The sequence below is a fragment of the Falsochrobactrum shanghaiense genome, from assembly GCF_003149535.1.
Taxonomy (GTDB): domain Bacteria; phylum Pseudomonadota; class Alphaproteobacteria; order Rhizobiales; family Rhizobiaceae; genus Brucella; species Brucella shanghaiense.
Genome location: NZ_QGDB01000002.1, coordinates 608818 through 625326, shown reverse-complemented (window position 1 = coordinate 625326; position 16509 = coordinate 608818). Strand labels below are relative to the sequence as shown.

The following is a 16509-nucleotide window of genomic DNA, read 5'->3' as shown; positions in this document are numbered from 1 at the left end:
ACACAACGTGGAGGGCTTCTTACTGGCCAAGCTTCTGCTTGATGTCGAGGCCGACGCCCTTATTGACGAAAGCGTCGGTTGCGACCTTGTTCATGTCGAGTTCGTCGCCGCTCACGATGCCGGCATTGCGTGCCAGTTCGTAAAATTCCTTGACGCGGTTCATATCAATGGCGCCGATACCCTTTTCGAGCGTGTCGCCGCTGTCGATAAGCTGGAGTTCCTTGATGCGGGCAAGTTCGGCATCCAGCGTTTCCGTGCTCATATCCGCATTGTCCTTGAGAATCCGCTCATAGGCCTTGCTGCGGTCGCCATAAAGGAAATTGGTCCAGCCCTCGATGGAGGCGCTGACGAAGCGCTGCACCAGATCGGGGTTGTTTTCCACCAGTTCCTGCCGGGTTTCAATCGTGTTGCCATAGGTGCTGTAGCCATGGTCGGCGAGAAGGTAGGTGGTGACTTTCGCCCCTTCCTTTTCGGCATAAAGCGGCTCGGCGGTTGCATAGGCCTGCTGCGCGACCTTCTTGTCATTGAGGAACTGCGCCAGGCTATAGCCATAGGGGCGAAGCTGCTCGTCCTTGAAGCCGAATTCCTTTACCAGCCACGGCCAGAAGGAGAACTGTCCGTCCTTGGAAATCAGGATCGTCTCCGCATTGGTGAGGTCCTGAAAATCCTTATACTCGCCTTCATGCGCCATCAGGGCCTGCGGGTCTTTCTGATAAAATGCCGCCACAACGGTTGTCGGCACATTGTTGGCGACATTGTTGAAAGAGAGCAGCAGATTGCCTGCGAGTAGGAAGTCGAGGCGGCCAGCCGCCAGCATCGGGCGGTTATTGACCTGCGGCCCGCCCATTTCGATGGTGACGTCGAGGCCGTATTTCTCATAAGTGCCATCGGCAAGCGCCTGATAAAAGCCGCCGTGGCCCGCCTGTGCCAGCCAGTTGGTGCCCAGTGTTACCTTGTCGAGCGCATGGGCCATCTGTGCGGAAAGGCCGAGCGATAGGGCTGCCAGTGCTGTAATAAGAGCTTTTTTCATGGATAGGTTCCCCTTGTTTAATCTGTAAGTGCCATGTCGGCGGTCCAGCCGCGTGTCTTGCCCGGATTGAGCAGGCCGTATGGATCGGCGAGTTTCTTGAACTCGATCTGCACGCTGTCGATTTCTTTCATGCCGCCATCCTCGATCGTATAGGCATGCGGATCATAGATGTCGCAGCCATCGATCTGTTCAAGCTCATCAATCAGGCGATACATCGTATCGCGATCTTCAAAACGAACCAGCGGCAGGCCGAAAATTTGCACTTCGCCCTCAAGGCGCGCCATTTCATGATGCATATATTGCGTGTCGCCGTAACGTTCCATCTGCCGCTTGACGAGCGTGGGATCGAAGGGGCGGGGATAGGCGACCTGCAGATAGGTCCAGCCTTCTTCGGCCTTGAGCGCCTGAAGGGTGGTGTGGTTCCAGCCGCATTCATAGGCAGGCTGAAGGCCATTCTTGTGCAATTCCTCCTGCGTCATGCCAAAGGAGACGCTGCCCGAAAATTCGGCTGCAAGCGCTGCGAAACGCTCCTGTTCTTCCGGTGCGATCATCGCGAAGACGGCATCCTTGTCGGATGGAAACAGCGCGCCGAATTTGGTGTAGAAGCGCGCAAAGCGGCGGTCCACCGTGGTCAGAAGATAGCAATCGAGCTTTTCTTCGAGCGCCTTGAGGCAGAATTTCAGCGTCGCCTCATAACTATCGAATAAGGCTGCGGTATGTATCCAGTCGGTTGCCTTGGTCAGCCCGATTTCAAGCTCCAGAATGATGCCATTCGTGCCATAGGCGTGCTGGACCTTATGAATTTCGCGGCCTGTCAGTTCGATGATTTTGGGTTCCGCCTCGACGGTCATAACCTTGACCGAATAGACATTGCCGTCATCGCGCAACATGCCATGGCGCAGCGAACCGATGCCTCCCGAACCGCCGGAGAAAAAGCCGCCAATGGTGGCGATGCGACGGGTGGACGGATACATCAGCAGTTCCTGGCCGGTTTCGCGCACGGCGTCATCAAGACGCGAAATGCGCGCACCGCCTTCCACACGAACCTTGCCCGGTTCGATGGAAATCACGCGGTCGATTTTGGTCATGTCGAGAATGATGCCGCCTTCGAGCGGCACGCACTGGCCATAATTGCCGGTGCCGCCCCCGCGCACGGTAATGGGTATGCGCAGCTTTGCAGCCGCTGCCGCAACACGGCGCACCTCGTCCTGATCCTTGGGGATGACGACCAGATCGCCTAGATAATGGCCAATATCTTCGGTGAGGATGGGGCTGTACCAGAAATAATCGCGTGAGCGCAGTTCGACCTGCTTGGGGTCGTCATAGATGCGAATGCCGTCGATTTCGGCACGGAACGCGGCCCAGTCATATATGCGTTGCGGGGCAACAGAATTCATGGGTTTCTCCGATTGATTTCCGTCGAAATGCCGTTGCGCCAGATGACGCGGCGGGCTTGCGGACGGCTGATGAGATCGTTGAGGTCATGGGCATCGTGCCATATGAAACTGGCGGCGCTGCCATTTTGTGGAACAGATATGCGATCGCTTTTGATCAGGCTTGTGGGAAGCGTGGTGATACTGTCGAGCCACTCATTCGGCTCAATATGGCAGACAGGAGCCGCAAGGCGCAAAATTCCAAGCGGGTCATAATCGCCATAGGGATAGAAGGCATCTCCCACATTGTCGGAGCCGAGCATGACATTCATGCCTGCTTGCCGCGCTTCTTTCAGCGGTGCGACACCGCGCAGGCGCGGCGACTTTCCGCCAAGCCGGTCCTGCAGATAGAGATTGGTGGTCGGCAGGGATACGAGCGCCACACCTGCCGCCGCCGCAGCGTCGAGAATGCGCCGGAGCTGATCCTCCGTGCGCAGCGAGAGCGAACAGGCATGGCCGCATAGAACGCGGCCTTGCATGCCATGCTTTTGGGAAGCAGCAACAATGAGCGAGAAACCATCCGCTTCAGGTTCCAGACCTTCATCGACATGAAAGTCGAGATCGAGATCGTGCTGGACCGCGAGGCGGAATATTTCTTCGATTTTGGCTTCCAGATTGGCATTACGATAGAAGAAAGCGCCCAAGACACCGCCATCGCGCGCCACACGCGCGGCAATCGCCTCGCCAGCATCCAGCACCAGATCGCCATGGATAAGCGCTGCAAGCTGGAGATCGATGCGGCCCTTCCATTCCTGACGCAATTCATTGAGAACGGGCCAGGCGGCAGGCATATCCGGCGTGGTCCAGTCGACATGACTTCGCATCGCCCCGACCCCTTGCGCAAAGGCGGCTTTCAGTCCGCGCGTGGCGCGAGCGCGTATATCGTCGGCGTTCCAGTTGGGCCGGTCGCTTGCCATCAGCTCGATTGCGTCAAACAGGCATTCGACCTTTGCGGGGCCATTTGCGGCAATGCGCGCAAATGTGAAAGTCTTGTCGAGATGCACATGCACATCGGCAAATAGTGGGGTGATAAAACCCCCGCCTGTTGCCTGCGAAGGCACAAGCGCGCCAATATGTTCGCCTTCGATGCGAATATCGTAACGGCCCGGCAGGCCCGCTATGGCGACGCCCTGCAACATTCTAGCGCTCGCGCCGAATCTCGCTTTCGTGCCAACGTCCGAGGACAAGGCGCGACAGCCTGCTTGTGGCCAGAAAGATCACAATGCCGAGCAACGAAACCAGAAAGAGCGCGGCGAACATGCGCGGGATTTCATTGCGGAAGCTCGATTCGAGAATGCGCGAGGCAAGGCCGGTGCTTTGTCCGGCGCTACCGGCCACGAATTCCGCAACCACCGCGCCAATCAGCGACAACCCGCCGGCAATTTTAAGCGCCGCCATGAAATAGGGCAGGGCGCTTGGCGCCAGCAGATAGCGCAGGCGCTGCCATGGCGAGGCACGATAAAGCTTGAAGAGATCGCGCAGATTATGATCGGCGCTGCGCAGGCCGATTACCGTATTCGACAGGATCGGAAAAAAGGCGACGATCCACGCGCAAATCAGCAGCGCTGAAAAAGTGTCGCGCACATAGATCAGGATCAGCGGCGCAATCGCGATCACCGGTGTCACCTGCAGGATGACGGCAAAGGGAAAGAACGCCATTTCCACAGGCCGCGACAGGGCAAATACCATGCCGAGCAATACGCCGCCGACAATAGCGCAGGCAAGCGAGATCAGCGTCAGTTTCACCGTAAACCACATCGAGGTCATCAGGGATGGGCCGTCCTTGAAGAGTGTTTCGGCGATGAGGGATGGCGCGGGGATAAGGTAATGCGGCACCTGATAATAGCGCACCAGTCCTTCCCACAGGCCGAGCGCGATGATGATTGCAAGCGTCGGCATGAGGATACGCAGATTGCGCTCGCGGCGGGCGAGACGATCCTGCTCGGAATTAAGAACGGGCAATTCGTTTTGTATCTGGTTCATCTGCCGGTCCTCAATGGTCTATGTCTTCAGAGGAAAGGGTCGCGGTCAGCGCATCCGAAACCTTGGCGCAATATTTCGCGTAAGATTCGGTGGTGCGGTAGTTTTCGGCACGCGGATAGCTTCCGATAATCGGAATATCGTCAACGACACGGCCCGGTCGGGCTGCCATGACGATGACGCGATTGGAAAGATAGACTGATTCATAAACGCTATGGGTGACGAAAACCACCGTCAGACCATGTTCCTGCCAGAGCCGCAGCACATCATTGTTGAGCTTGAAGCGCGTCATTTCATCAAGTGCTGCGAAAGGCTCATCCATCAGCAGAAGGCGTGGACGGGTGACGAGCGCGCGGGCGATGGAAACACGCATTTTCATGCCGCCCGAAAGCTCGCGCGGAAAGGCCTTCGCAAAGCGTGAAAGGCCGACCTGTGTGAGCACTTCCTCGACGCGCGGCGTGGCTTCCTTGCGGGAAAGACCGGAAAGCCGCAGCGGCAGGTAGACATTATCGAAGACGCTGGCCCATGGCATCAGCGTCGGCTCCTGAAACACGAAACCGATGTCCTGTGCCCCCGACGGGCCCTTGCCGGGCGCGTGTCCGTTGACGTGAATGCTGCCTGCGGAAATCGATTCCAGTCCGGCAATCATGCGCAAGGCTGTGCTCTTGCCGCATCCCGATGGGCCGAGGAAACTTACGAACTGCCCCTGTTCGATCTTGAGCGACATGTCGCTGACAGCCATGACGCCGGTGCCATACTGCTTGTAGACGCCATTGATTTCGATCAGGGAAGAGGGGGATTGCGAGTTGGGGGCCACGCTCATTATCCTTACCAGGCGGGTTTGTTGTCGAGCCAGGAGAGCGGTGCGCGCTCGATTTCCGCCAGCGCCTCGACCAGACGGTCTGCGGCGAAGTCGATGGTCTTGCGACCCTTTTCGGCGGTGGCAAGCGTCGCATTTCCAGCAGCGCCATAGGGATTTATATCGTGCATCTGCCAGGCGGGCTTAGCGCCGCCCCTCAGGGAGAGATATTCGTAATCGCTTTCGAAAACTTCCGTAAGAGCGCGGAAATCCTGCGCTTTCGTCATGTCAACGAGATCGGGGTGCATTTCCAGCATGACCGAAGTTTCCATGTCGCCGGCATGGATGCCGTGCTTTACGTCATAATCGTCATAGACGCCTTCCGGCATGCCCACGCCGAACCAGTTGACGCTGAAAACCAGCATATTGTGTTTGACGCGCAGTTCGCGTGCAACAATGTCCATGACGCTGATCTGGCCGCCATGGCTGTTGAGAAGCACCATCTTGCGGACGCCGCTCGCGGCAACGCAGGCGCCGATTTCGCACCACATGCGAATGATAGTTTCGGCTGAAAAGGTCAGTGTGCCGGGATAGCGGCTATGCTCATTGCTCTTGCCGATGGATTGGGTGGGCAAAAACAGCGTATGGCTTGATTCCGGCAGGCGTGCGATGATTTCCTTGACCATTCCGTCAGCGACCGCTGCATCGACAGCCAGCGGCAGATGGGGGCCGTGCTGTTCGATCGCGCCTACGGGAAGGACTGCCACGATTTTCTCCCGCTCAAGTCGCGAGAATGCTTCGCTGCTGTAATCTGACCAATATCTTTTCAAGATTGCGCTCCCAGGCACGGCTGCACGGTGAAGCAATCAACTTACTAAACAATCTGACCGATCGGTCAAACTAAATGTTTAAAATATAAAAGATGCGTGCAATTAAGATGTGAATCCGTGACGAATAAGCCACGCGATGGCCGTATGGCGTATTTATGATGCGCGAAATTTCCGGAGGTCCTATGGACGACAGATGCATTATCATAGGGGCGGGCCATGCCGGCTCGCAGGCCGCAATCAGTCTCAGGCAGGAAGGCTATACGGGCGAAATCCTCCTCATCAATGACGAGGAGGATATTCCCTACCACAAGCCGCCGCTCTCCAAATCCTATCTCAAGGCACCGGAACATGGCGGTCTGGTGCTGCGGCCTGAAAGCACCTATCGCGACAATAATATCGAACTTGTGTTCGGCCATCGTGTCGATACGGTATCGATTGGCGACAGGACCGTGACGCTCGATGATGGTCGGGTGCTTAACTGGTCGGAACTGGTTTTTGCCACCGGCGCACGCGCGCGCATCCCCGATGTGTCGGGCGTCGATCTGGATGGCGTCGTCACATTGCGTCGTATGCAGGATGCGCGCCGCATCGCCGCGATGATGCCGGAAGTGCAGAATGTGGTGATTATCGGCGGCGGGTTCATCGGTCTCGAAATGGCGCATAGCGCAATCGCGCTGGGCAAGAAGACCGTGCTGATCGAGGCAGCGCCGCGTGTATTGGGCCGCTCGGTCGCAACCCATATTTCCGTCCATGTGGAAGCGCGCAGCCGCTCGGCAGGCATTGCGCTTCTGACTGGGGTGGGCGTGCAGGAAATTGAAGGCGCGAATGGCCGTGTGATCGGCGTCAGGGCCGTTGATGGCAGTATTTTCCCCGCCGATATGGTGGTGATCGGCACCGGCGCGGTTCCGAATGTGGAACTGGCGGAGGCTGCGGGCGTGCTTATCGACAATGGTATTGTGGTGGATGAGCATATGCGCGCATCTACCGAACATGTTTATGCAATTGGCGATTGCGTGAGCTACGACCATTTTCATGCAGGCCGCCGCGTACGGCTGGAATCGGTTCAGAATGCGACCGATCAGGCCAAGCATGTGGCCCGTTCCATCGTCGGACGTGCCGCGCCGTTTCGCGAAGTCGCTTGGTTCTGGTCCGATCAGGGCGATATGAAGCTCCAGACCGCAGGACTGTCATTTGATGCCGACAGGCATATTCTTTCTGGTAATCCCGAAGAAAATGCATTCTCGGTTTTCCATTTTGCAGGCGACAGGCTGGTGGCGGTCGATTCCATCAATCGCCCGGCGGATCATATGATTGCGCGGCGGCTGCTTGCGGCAGGCATCAGCCCGACCGAAGCCGATATTGCAGCCGGTGCTGCGCGCCTGAAAGAACTGATCGCGAATGCAGCAAAAAGCTGAGGAAGAAAGATGAGCGCTTTGAAACATTTGCTGCCGCAGGATATGGCGGCGCCGTTCGCAGCCTATAGTCATGGCGTGAAAGTAGAAGCGGGCGCGGAGATGGTTTTCTGCTCCGGTCAGCTTGGCATTGCGCCGGATGGAAACGTGCCGGAAGATGCCGGCGCACAGGCAGAACTCTGCTTTGAAAATATCCGCCGCATATTGCGCGATGGCGGCATGGATTTCCGAGACGTCGTGCGCATCAATGCCTATGTGACGGATCGCACCCATATGCGACCCTATATGGATGTTCGCGACCGGCTGTTTGCACAGCCTGCTCCCGCTTCGACATTGATGATCGTTTCGGGGTTTACGCGCGAAGAATTCAAGGTGGAAATCGAGGTCGTGGCGGCGCGCCAGACTGCACGGGGAGACAGATAAAATAAAACACCCGTCGCGGGAGGAGCGACGGGTGTTATCGGGAAGACCGGATTGGGAGGAGGAGTTCCGGCCTTTCGATCACCAGGGATGGGAGGAGGAGACCCCGGTGACAACTGTGAAACTGGAGGACCGCACAGCGTTGGAATTGCGGTCCTGAAAGAAGACTGTCTTGTTCAGCAGCCTTCGGGCAGGCGCTTCTTAGCGAGCAGCGGCCTTGCGTGCAATGTGCGGGATCTCGGAAGGCATGATGCCGAGGTCGTTGAGTTCACGCGGGCTCAGGCGGCTCAGTTCGTTTACGGTATTGCGGTAACGGCGCCAGTTATTGTACGAGCGGATCAGGTTCATTTCTCTCACCCTAAGTAAAAATCTTAATCTCTTGTTGCAAACAGCATATAGGTCCGATGCCCGCTGAATTGGAGGGCCATATTTGCATAGCTGCCCTGCGTTAAAGCTTGTCGATTGCACCCCTTTTGCCCAGTTTGGCCATCATGCCATCACAATCATCTGGTCTACTGAATAGATCGCAATTTTTCAGACTGTCCCACCAGTCGCCCCACCAGTCGCGATGCGTGACGACAGGACATGAGAATTCGGCCCGGCTATGTGCAAAATATTGTCGCAAAAGCCCGGGTATTTGTCGGCTGAAGACAACAATTCCGCATGACTCCTCAAGCGGATTGGGTTATGGGACATAAGTCGGGTGCCGGAACGCTGCAATATATATGCGTTCTTGCACTGTCGGTCTGCGGGAGAGAGCTGACAAAATCAGCCGCCGAAGGGGAAATCGCCCGAAATCTCTCAGGTACAAGGAACCGCAGACGGGTAAGACAACTCTGGAAAGTCGGGGGAAACCCCGCGCCGAAGGTGTAAGTGTGGCTTTATATAGAGCCACGCAAGTCTCTCAGGCTTGAGACAGAGGGGCACGAAGCAACCGCATTTCGCGGAAGGCATACGTGCGACTCTGGAGTTGTTATGGGCGATACCGCACATCTGAAAACCCTGCCTTTGCAGGCTCTGCATGAAGCAGCCAATGCGCGTTTTGGCGCGTTTGCAGGCTGGAACATGCCGATCACCTATCCGCTTGGCGTGATGAAGGAACATCTTCATACGCGCGAGCATGTCGGTCTTTTCGACATTTCCCACATGAAGCTGATCGAAGTATCGGGCGCGGACGCCATGGCGCTTCTGTCGCAAACCTGCCCGCTCGATCCATCGGTGCTCAAGACCGGGCAGTCCAAATATAGTTTCTTCCTCAATGATAATGGCGGCGTGCTGGATGACGTGATCGTCACCCGTCTGGGTGAAGACCGTTTCATGGTCGTTGCCAATGCCGGCAATGTCGAAGCCGATATTGAACTTCTCAATGAAGCGGCATCGGGCCGGGACGTGAAGATCGATCCGCTGGAACGCGTGTTTCTCGCCATTCAGGGACCGGAAGCGGAAGCTGTCATTGCTGCTGCCGGACTTGCGGGCAGCGAGCTTGCCTTCATGACCGGCATAGAGCCGAAGGAAGGCTGGTTCATGACCCGCTCCGGCTATACCGGCGAAGACGGTTTTGAAATCGGCCTGCCCATCGATGAAGGTCGCGAACTGGCGGCGAAGCTTCTTTCCGACGAGCGTGTCGAATGGGTCGGTCTGGCCGCGCGCGACAGTCTGCGGCTTGAAGCCGGGCTTTGCCTGCATGGGCAGGACATTACGCCGGAGACCGACCCGGTTTCAGCGGGGCTTACATGGGCGATTTCCAAACCCGTACGCGAAAAGGCTGCTTTTAACGGCGCGAAAGCCGTTCTTGATGCCATCGCCAAGGGTGCTGCGGCAAAGCGCGTCGGCTTGAAGCCGGAAGGCCGTCAGCCGGTGCGCGCAGGCTCGGCCCTTTTTGACGCCGAAGGCCGCCAGGTAGGCACTGTCACTTCTGGCGGCTTTGGCCCATCGGTCGGCTTTCCTGTCGCCATGGGCTATGTCGAGACAGCTCTCGCAGCTCCCGGCACCCGTGTTTTCGCGGACGTTCGCGGCAACAAGGTTCCCGTTGACGTATCAGCACTTCCCTTCACACCGCATCGCTATCGCAAAGGATGATTTCCATGGCCAATATCCTGTTCACCGAAGATCATGAATGGCTCAACGTCGAAAATGGCATCGCCACAGTCGGCATTACGGTCCACGCACAGGAACAGCTCGGCGACCTCGTTTTCGTTGAATTGCCGGAAACGGGCCGTACCGTCTCCAAGGGCGAAGCCATTGTCGTCGTGGAATCGGTCAAGGCCGCTTCCGATGTCTATGCGCCGGTCGATGGCGAAGTGGTGGAAGTTAACGAAGCAGTGGCAAGCGATCCGGCTCTCATCAATCAGGCTGCGGAAGGCGAGGGCTGGTTGTTCAAGCTGAAGCTTTCCGATGAAAGCCAGCTTTCCGGCCTTCTGGATAAAGCCGGTTACGACGCTCTGGTAGGATAATTCAATGACCCAACAATCACCCTTTGTTGCCCGGCATATCGGGCCGAGACTGGAAGACGAGCGCGCCATGCTGGCGGCGCTCGGCCTTCCTTCCATGGAAACGCTCATCTCGCAGGCCGTTCCCGGCTCGATCCGGCTGAACCGTGCGCTCGATCTGCCTGCGCCTTTGGACGAAGCCGAGGCGCTTGCGGAACTCAGCGCCATCATGGGCCGCAATGTGGTGAAGAAGAGCTTCATCGGCGCGGGCTATCACGGCACCCATACGCCGCCGGTGATCCAGCGCAATCTGTTCGAGAACCCGGCCTGGTACACGGCCTATACGCCCTATCAGTCGGAAATCAGCCAGGGCCGTCTTGAAATGCTGTTTCATTTCCAGACGCTGGTCGCCGAACTCACCGGCCTGCCGGTCGCCTGCGCCTCGCTGCTCGATGAAGCGACCGCCGTTGCCGAAGCCATCGGCGTTGCCTGCCGTCACCATCGCGACAAGCGCAGCCGCATTCTTCTGGCGGGCGATCTGCATCCGCAGACAGTCGATGTCGTCAATACGCGTGCCGAACCGCTCGACTGGCAGATCGATATGGGCAGCGAAGTCGATGACAATACCGCAGCCGTGGTCATTCCCTGGCCGGATACGCGCGGCGTCTATGGCGATTTTGCCAAGGTGATCGCCGATGCCAAGGCCAAAGGCGCGCTGGTGATTGCGGTCGCCGATCCGCTGGCGCTGACGATTATGGAAGCGCCTGCCGCGTGGGGCGCAGATATGGCCGTCGGCTCCATGCAACGTTATGGTGTTGCAATGGGCTTTGGCGGTCCGCATGCGGCCTATCTGGCGGTTTCAGAATCGCTCACCCGCATCATTCCGGGCCGTATCGTCGGCCAGTCGGTCGATGCGCATGGCCGTGAAGCCTATCGTCTGGCGCTCCAGACCCGCGAGCAGCACATCCGCCGCGACAAGGCGACTTCGAATATCTGCACCGCGCAGGCCCTGCTCGCCAATATGGCCGCAGCCTATGCCATCTGGCATGGTCCGGCAGGCTTGCAGGCGATTGCAACCCGCGTAGCATCCCTTGCCGCCCGCTTCGCCGCTGGCCTCAAGGCTGCGGGTGTTGAAATTGCAGGCGAGAGCCTGTTCGATACCGTGACGGTCAAGATTGCGGGCAAGGCTGCTGATCTTGCCCGGGAAGCAGAAAAAAGTGACCGCCTGATCCGCGTTCTGGATGCCGATACGCTCGGCGTCACCTTTGATGAGACATCGACCGAAGAAGACCTCAAAGCTCTTGCCGCACTTTTTGGCGCAAAGCCGGGCGACGAGGGCGGGGTGCTTGTTCCGGGCAACGGGCGCGGCGAAGGCTTTCTTACGCAGGACGTGTTCCATTCGCATCGTTCCGAAACCGAGATGATGCGCTTCCTGCGCCGTCTGGCCGATAAGGATCTGGCGCTCGACCGTGCGATGATTCCGCTCGGCTCATGCACGATGAAGCTGAATGCGGCTGCGGAAATGATGCCCGTGAGCTGGAACACGGTTGCCAACATGCATCCGTTCGCGCCTGCGGCCCATAGCGCCGGCTATGCGAAAATGACGGCTGATCTTGAAGCCTGGCTTTGCGAAATTACCGGTTTTGCCGGTGTTTCCTTGCAGCCCAATGCCGGAAGCCAGGGCGAATATGCCGGTCTTCTGGCCATTCGCCATTATCATCAGGCACGCGGCGAAGGCCATCGCAACATCTGCCTTATTCCATCTTCCGCGCATGGCACCAATCCGGCCAGCGCCTCGATGGCGGGCATGAGCGTCGTGGTGGTCAATTGCCGCCCCGATGGCGACATCGACATCGACGATCTCAGGGCTAAGGCGGAAAAGCATCGCGACAATCTCGCGGCCTTCATGATCACCTACCCCTCGACCTATGGCGTGTTCGAGGAAGGCATCAAGGCTTTCTGCGAGATCGTGCATGAAAATGGCGGTCAGGTCTATTTCGACGGTGCCAATCTCAATGCGCTGGTCGGCCTTGCCCGCCCGGCGGATATTGGTGCCGATGTCTGCCATATGAACCTGCACAAGACCTTCTGCATTCCGCATGGCGGCGGCGGTCCGGGTGTTGGCCCGATCGGTGTCGCAAAGCATCTGGTACCTTATCTGCCGGGGCATGTGGAGGTCGGTTCAGAACATGCCGTTTCGGCGGCGCCGTTCGGCAGTGCTTCCATTCTGGCCATTACGTGGATGTATATCCGCATGATGGGCGGCGCGGGACTGAAAAAGGCGACCGAAAATGCGGTTCTGAGCGCCAATTACGTCGCCCATCGTCTCAAGGACGCCTATCCGATCCTCTATACCGGCGCGCATGATCGTGTCGCGCATGAATGTATCGTGGATACGCGGGTGTTGAAGGACAGCGCGGGTGTGAGCGTGGAAGACGTGGCGAAACGCCTGATCGACTACGGTTTCCATGCGCCGACCATGTCATGGCCGGTGGCCGGTACGCTGATGGTCGAACCGACCGAGTCGGAGCCAAAGGCAGAGATCGACCGCTTCTGCGATGCGATGATCGCCATCGCTGCGGAAGCAAAAAAGATTGTCGAAGGCGTCTGGCCTGCGGATGATAATCCGCTTGTCAATGCGCCGCACACGGCAGGCGATACGCTCGCAAGCGAGTGGGCACACGCCTATACGCGTGAGGATGCGGTATTCCCCGGCGGGAATTTCGATACGACGGCAAAATACTGGCCTCCGGTCAGCCGCGTCGACAATGTCGGCGGTGACAGGAACCTGGTTTGCACCTGCCCGCCCGTCGCGTCTTACGACCGGCGCATGGCCTGATCGCAACGATCTGATTTCAAGCAATTGGAGCGCCGCGGAAACGCGGCGCTTTTTTTAAAGCGCTTGGAGGCGACCGCTCCATAGCTTTGCCTGATCGCATTATCTGGACGCAAAGCCTTACGCACTTTTGCTGGAAATGCTCTGCTGCCTGCTTCATGCAGGCGTGATTGAGGCAAAAAAAGAGCCGGACTGAAAAGTCCGGCTAAGTTATGAAGGTGCCATTTAGGCAAACCTCCAGAGGGGAACACTTACCGCGCGTAATGGGAGGAGACGCAGCGGTAAGCACCCGTCATATGGAGCAGTTGACAAGATAGTTCAAGCCCTCGGCTGATAATTTTTTACCATTTCGGAAAATTTTGAAAATTCGGCTGTGGATGGAAAAGCCATATGTCAGAAAAAGACGATATTGCCTTGAATTATCACCGATCTTCGGCAATTCCCGGCTCAAAGCCTTCGGCGGTCTGGCGGATGGCATCGGCCAGCACCTCGGCGCTCTGCGCGCCCATGACGGCATATTTCCGGTCGATGATGAAACAGGGTACGCCGCGCACGCCAATACGATTTGCGGTATCGATCTCTTCGCGAATGACGGCCTTGTCGGCATCGCTCTGCAGCAGACGCTCAACCGCTGCCGCCTCCATGTCCGCAGCGCTTGCTGCCTCGACCAGCACTTCATGATCGCCAATATCCTGCCCCTGCTCGAAATAGAGGGAGAATAACGCGCCGACGATGCGATCCTGCGTATCGGGGCCAGCCTGCGCCGCCCAATGAATCAGACGATGAGCATCGAGCGTGTTGGGTGCGCGGGTAATCGCCTCGAAATCGAAGACGATACCGTTTTCCTCGCCAAGCTGGGTGAGTTGTTTGTGAATGTCGTCGATCTTCGAACCGCTGCCGAATTTCTCGCGCATATAGGTGCTGCGGTCCTTGCCTTGCGGGGGCAGGGTCGGGTCGAGCTGGAACGGTCTCCAGCTGATTTGCGCCTCGATCTCGGGCAGCATGTCGAGAGCCTGCTCAAGCCGCTTGCGGCCAAGGAAGCACCAGGGGCAGACCACGTCTGAAACGACGTCGATAGTTATCTTTTTCTGAGGCATGGAATTGCTCCGCTTGGAGAGGCAGGCGTATTTATCTCCGCCCGATACCCGATTTGAAGATTATATGAGGGGATGTAGGGCAGAATTCGGCCGGATCAAAATGTTTATCCGCCCCGATTCCACCAGGTCGGCAGTTGATAGCCGTAAAGCGACGTCCTGTCGGGATGTCCTATCCTGTCCCAGCGCACCACCCATTGTTGGGGCAGGTGATAGAGCGGGATATAATAATCTCCGGAAATGAGGATGCGATCGAGCGCCCGCACGGCGCTGATAAAATCATCGCGGCTTCGTGCCTCAAGCATGGCATCGATCATGGCGTCCACGGCGGGGTCCGCCACGCCTGCATAATTGAAGCTGCCCTGCGCATCGCGCGATGCCGAACCCCAGCGCATCCATTGCTCATTGCCGGGCGAGAGCGAACCGCTCAAGGCACCAAGGATCATGTCGTAATCGAAGGTTTGCAGCCGCTGTTGATACTGGGCATCGTCGGCGGTGCGAATATCGACCTTGATCCCCAGACGTGCCAGATTGCGCTTATAAGAAAGAGCGATTTTTTCCTCTTCAGCGGAACGCGTCATGATCTCGAACTGGAACGGCTGGCCCGAAGGATCGAGAGCCTTGCCCCCTTCAAGTGAAAAGCCAGCCTCGATCAGCAGGTCATAAGCCTGCCTGGCCGCGGTCCGATCATGGCCGCTGCCATCGCTCACGGATGGATGCCAGAGACCATCCATCACCTCTTTGCGAACCGCGTGAGGGAAAGCGGCGAGCAGCTGGCGTTCACGCATATCTGCGGGCTTGCCTACCGAGGAAAGCTCCGAGCCTTCCCAGAAGCTTTGTGTGCGCTTGTATTGATTGGCAAACAGGTTGCGGTTTGCCCATTCAAAATCGAACAAAAGCGCCAGCGCCTGACGCACGCGCTGATCTTCAAATATTGGCCGTCTCGTATTGAAGACGAAGCCGAACATATTGGCCGGCGTGCCTGTCTCGAAAGCTTCCTTGATGACCTTGCCATCCATGACAGCCGGGAAATTATAGGATTTCTGCCAGCGGGTCGGATTGCCTTCGACAAAGACATCGAGCAGTCCCTTCTTGAAGGATTCAAACAGCGAGGTCTCATTGCGGAAATATTCGATGGTCAGCGTATCGAAATTATCGAAGCCGCGCCGTACAGGCAGATCCTTGCCCCAATAATCCGGATTGCGCTTGTAGGTGATGCGCTGGCCCGGTTGAATATTGGCAACCACATAAGGCCCGCTGCCCAGAGGCGCCTTGAGCGTCGAATTGCCAAAAGTCTCCCGATTGATGGCATGTTTGGGCAAAACAGGCATGGAGGCTGCAATCAGCAGCGGAAATTCGCGGTCGGACTTATCGTTGAAAACAAAGCGTACCGAACGTTCGCCGGTCTTTTCAATCCGGTCGATCCGGGTCATGCGGCCATTATAGGGCGGTCGGCCTTTTTCAGTCAGTATGTCATAGGTGAAAAGAATATCATCCACCGTCACCGGCTGGCCATCGGACCATGTCGCGCGGGGGTCGAGCGTGAACTCGACCCAATGACGCTGGGGATCGATCGCGATTTTTTCGGCCAGCAGGCCGTAAAGCGTAAATGGCTCGTCGCGCGAGCGCTGCATCAGGCTTTCGTAAACAAGATTGCCGAATTCGCCATCGGCGAACAGCCCGCGCGCGGTCGTGCGCATGCTTTTAAGTATGAAGGGATTGAGGCTGTCGAAAGTACCGACCACCCCCATTCTCAGTGCTCCGCCCTTGGGCGCGTCTGGATCGGCATAGGGGAAGTGGGAGAAATCCGGCGGCAGGGCCACATCGCCATGCATCGATAATGCGTAATCGGGATCGGATGAGCCCGCTTGCTGCGCGTAAGCCACGCCATCGGCGTTTGCACTCAAAAACAGCCCCGTCAGGCAGGCAAGGAGCGTGCGGCGGCAAAGGGCAATCAATCCGGTCAAGTTATGTGCATCCTGTTTAAAGTTTTGCTGCTGCAATAAGCTTGAGAGAAAGCATCGATTCGTGTGGCGAAATTAGCATGAACCTGTCATGTGGGGATCAAGAACGTGACTGACGCATGACGCAGGTTAAATTAAATGCGAATTTTGATGGATTCTGGACCAGCATCCCTGTCACCATCTGGATTCGAAGGCTCAAGCGTTGTAACACGGCCCGGATAGGGATTGAAATTTCTGAAAGTCACGCTGTTGCCGCATTTTCTAATCAGTGACGGTCTATCG

Annotated in this window: 14 protein-coding genes and 1 riboswitch; of the genes, 5 read left to right on the top strand and 9 right to left on the bottom strand. The window is 57.4% G+C overall.

The annotated features are described in order from the left end of the window. Positions 1 to 19: 19 nt before the first annotated feature. The 6 genes from DKP76_RS06780 to DKP76_RS06755 are packed head-to-tail and all read right to left on the bottom strand — an operon-like array spanning position 20 to position 6072. Positions 20 to 1030, bottom strand: coding sequence for an ABC transporter substrate-binding protein (locus DKP76_RS06780; protein ID WP_109705663.1), 1011 nt, complete (start codon positions 1028 to 1030; stop codon positions 20 to 22). 17 nt (positions 1031 to 1047) lie between these two features. Further along, positions 1048 to 2427, bottom strand: coding sequence for an FAD-binding oxidoreductase (locus DKP76_RS06775; RefSeq protein ID WP_109705662.1), 1380 nt, complete (start codon positions 2425 to 2427; stop codon positions 1048 to 1050). Then, positions 2424 to 3602, bottom strand: coding sequence for an amidohydrolase family protein (locus tag DKP76_RS06770; RefSeq protein ID WP_109705661.1), 1179 nt, complete (start codon positions 3600 to 3602; stop codon positions 2424 to 2426). The genes DKP76_RS06775 and DKP76_RS06770 overlap by 4 nt, the downstream gene beginning before the upstream one ends. Position 3603: 1 nt before the next feature. Next, the gene (locus DKP76_RS06765) at positions 3604 to 4446 is read right to left on the bottom strand and encodes an ABC transporter permease (RefSeq protein WP_199224764.1); all 843 of its coding nucleotides are present in this window, start codon (positions 4444 to 4446) and stop codon (positions 3604 to 3606) included. 10 nt (positions 4447 to 4456) lie between these two features. Then, positions 4457 to 5266: an ABC transporter ATP-binding protein gene (locus DKP76_RS06760; RefSeq protein ID WP_109705660.1), complete on the bottom strand. Its 810-nt coding sequence runs from the start codon at positions 5264 to 5266 to the stop codon at positions 4457 to 4459. 5 nt (positions 5267 to 5271) lie between these two features. After that, entirely contained in the window at positions 5272 to 6072 is an 801-nt protein-coding gene (locus DKP76_RS06755; protein ID WP_109705659.1) for a creatininase family protein, read from the bottom strand. A gap of 182 nt (positions 6073 to 6254) precedes the next feature. On the opposite strand from DKP76_RS06755, the gene DKP76_RS06750 reads away from it, so the two are divergent. Then, the gene (locus DKP76_RS06750) at positions 6255 to 7487 is read left to right on the top strand and encodes an NAD(P)/FAD-dependent oxidoreductase (RefSeq protein ID WP_109705883.1); all 1233 of its coding nucleotides are present in this window, start codon (positions 6255 to 6257) and stop codon (positions 7485 to 7487) included. A 9-nt stretch (positions 7488 to 7496) separates the two neighbouring features. Continuing rightward, positions 7497 to 7907, top strand: a complete 411-nt coding sequence (locus DKP76_RS06745) for a RidA family protein (RefSeq protein ID WP_109705658.1) — start codon at positions 7497 to 7499, stop codon at positions 7905 to 7907. Positions 7908 to 8105: 198 nt separating this feature from the next. On the opposite strand, the gene DKP76_RS06740 is transcribed toward DKP76_RS06745, so the two are convergent. Further along, positions 8106 to 8252, bottom strand: coding sequence for a DUF1127 domain-containing protein (locus tag DKP76_RS06740; protein WP_109705657.1), 147 nt, complete (start codon positions 8250 to 8252; stop codon positions 8106 to 8108). 391 nt (positions 8253 to 8643) lie between these two features. Then, positions 8644 to 8732: riboswitch (glycine riboswitch) on the top strand. A gap of 147 nt (positions 8733 to 8879) precedes the next feature. On the opposite strand from DKP76_RS06740, the gene gcvT reads away from it, so the two are divergent. The 3 genes from gcvT to gcvP are packed head-to-tail and all read left to right on the top strand — an operon-like array spanning position 8880 to position 13172. Then, positions 8880 to 9983: a glycine cleavage system aminomethyltransferase GcvT gene (gene gcvT, locus DKP76_RS06735; protein WP_109705656.1), complete on the top strand. Its 1104-nt coding sequence runs from the start codon at positions 8880 to 8882 to the stop codon at positions 9981 to 9983. A 5-nt stretch (positions 9984 to 9988) separates the two neighbouring features. Beyond that, complete coding sequence (gcvH, locus tag DKP76_RS06730) at positions 9989 to 10357, top strand: glycine cleavage system protein GcvH (protein WP_109705882.1); 369 nt, start codon at positions 9989 to 9991, stop codon at positions 10355 to 10357. Positions 10358 to 10361: 4 nt separating this feature from the next. Further along, positions 10362 to 13172: an aminomethyl-transferring glycine dehydrogenase gene (gene gcvP, locus DKP76_RS06725; RefSeq protein ID WP_109705655.1), complete on the top strand. Its 2811-nt coding sequence runs from the start codon at positions 10362 to 10364 to the stop codon at positions 13170 to 13172. Positions 13173 to 13591: 419 nt separating this feature from the next. Here gcvP and DKP76_RS06720 read toward each other — a convergent pair whose 3' ends face one another. Both DKP76_RS06720 and DKP76_RS06715 read right to left on the bottom strand, forming a co-directional pair. After that, positions 13592 to 14266: a DsbA family oxidoreductase gene (locus DKP76_RS06720; RefSeq protein ID WP_109705654.1), complete on the bottom strand. Its 675-nt coding sequence runs from the start codon at positions 14264 to 14266 to the stop codon at positions 13592 to 13594. Between the two features lie 104 nt (positions 14267 to 14370). Beyond that, entirely contained in the window at positions 14371 to 16221 is a 1851-nt protein-coding gene (locus DKP76_RS06715) for an extracellular solute-binding protein (RefSeq protein WP_425349376.1), read from the bottom strand. Positions 16222 to 16509 lie beyond the last annotated feature (288 nt).

Coding starts and splice junctions, on each gene's coding strand:
- gcvH (WP_109705882.1), top strand. CDS start 9,989: ATGGCCAATATCCTGTTCACCGAAGATCATGAATGGCTCAACGTCGAA.
- gcvT (WP_109705656.1), top strand. CDS start 8,880: ATGGGCGATACCGCACATCTGAAAACCCTGCCTTTGCAGGCTCTGCAT.
- DKP76_RS06740 (WP_109705657.1), bottom strand. CDS start 8,252: ATGAACCTGATCCGCTCGTACAATAACTGGCGCCGTTACCGCAATACC.
- DKP76_RS06770 (WP_109705661.1), bottom strand. CDS start 3,602: ATGTTGCAGGGCGTCGCCATAGCGGGCCTGCCGGGCCGTTACGATATT.
- DKP76_RS06765 (WP_199224764.1), bottom strand. CDS start 4,446: ATGAACCAGATACAAAACGAATTGCCCGTTCTTAATTCCGAGCAGGAT.
- DKP76_RS06720 (WP_109705654.1), bottom strand. CDS start 14,266: ATGCCTCAGAAAAAGATAACTATCGACGTCGTTTCAGACGTGGTCTGC.
- DKP76_RS06745 (WP_109705658.1), top strand. CDS start 7,497: ATGAGCGCTTTGAAACATTTGCTGCCGCAGGATATGGCGGCGCCGTTC.
- DKP76_RS06780 (WP_109705663.1), bottom strand. CDS start 1,030: ATGAAAAAAGCTCTTATTACAGCACTGGCAGCCCTATCGCTCGGCCTT.
- gcvP (WP_109705655.1), top strand. CDS start 10,362: ATGACCCAACAATCACCCTTTGTTGCCCGGCATATCGGGCCGAGACTG.
- DKP76_RS06750 (WP_109705883.1), top strand. CDS start 6,255: ATGGACGACAGATGCATTATCATAGGGGCGGGCCATGCCGGCTCGCAG.
- DKP76_RS06760 (WP_109705660.1), bottom strand. CDS start 5,266: ATGAGCGTGGCCCCCAACTCGCAATCCCCCTCTTCCCTGATCGAAATC.
- DKP76_RS06775 (WP_109705662.1), bottom strand. CDS start 2,427: ATGAATTCTGTTGCCCCGCAACGCATATATGACTGGGCCGCGTTCCGT.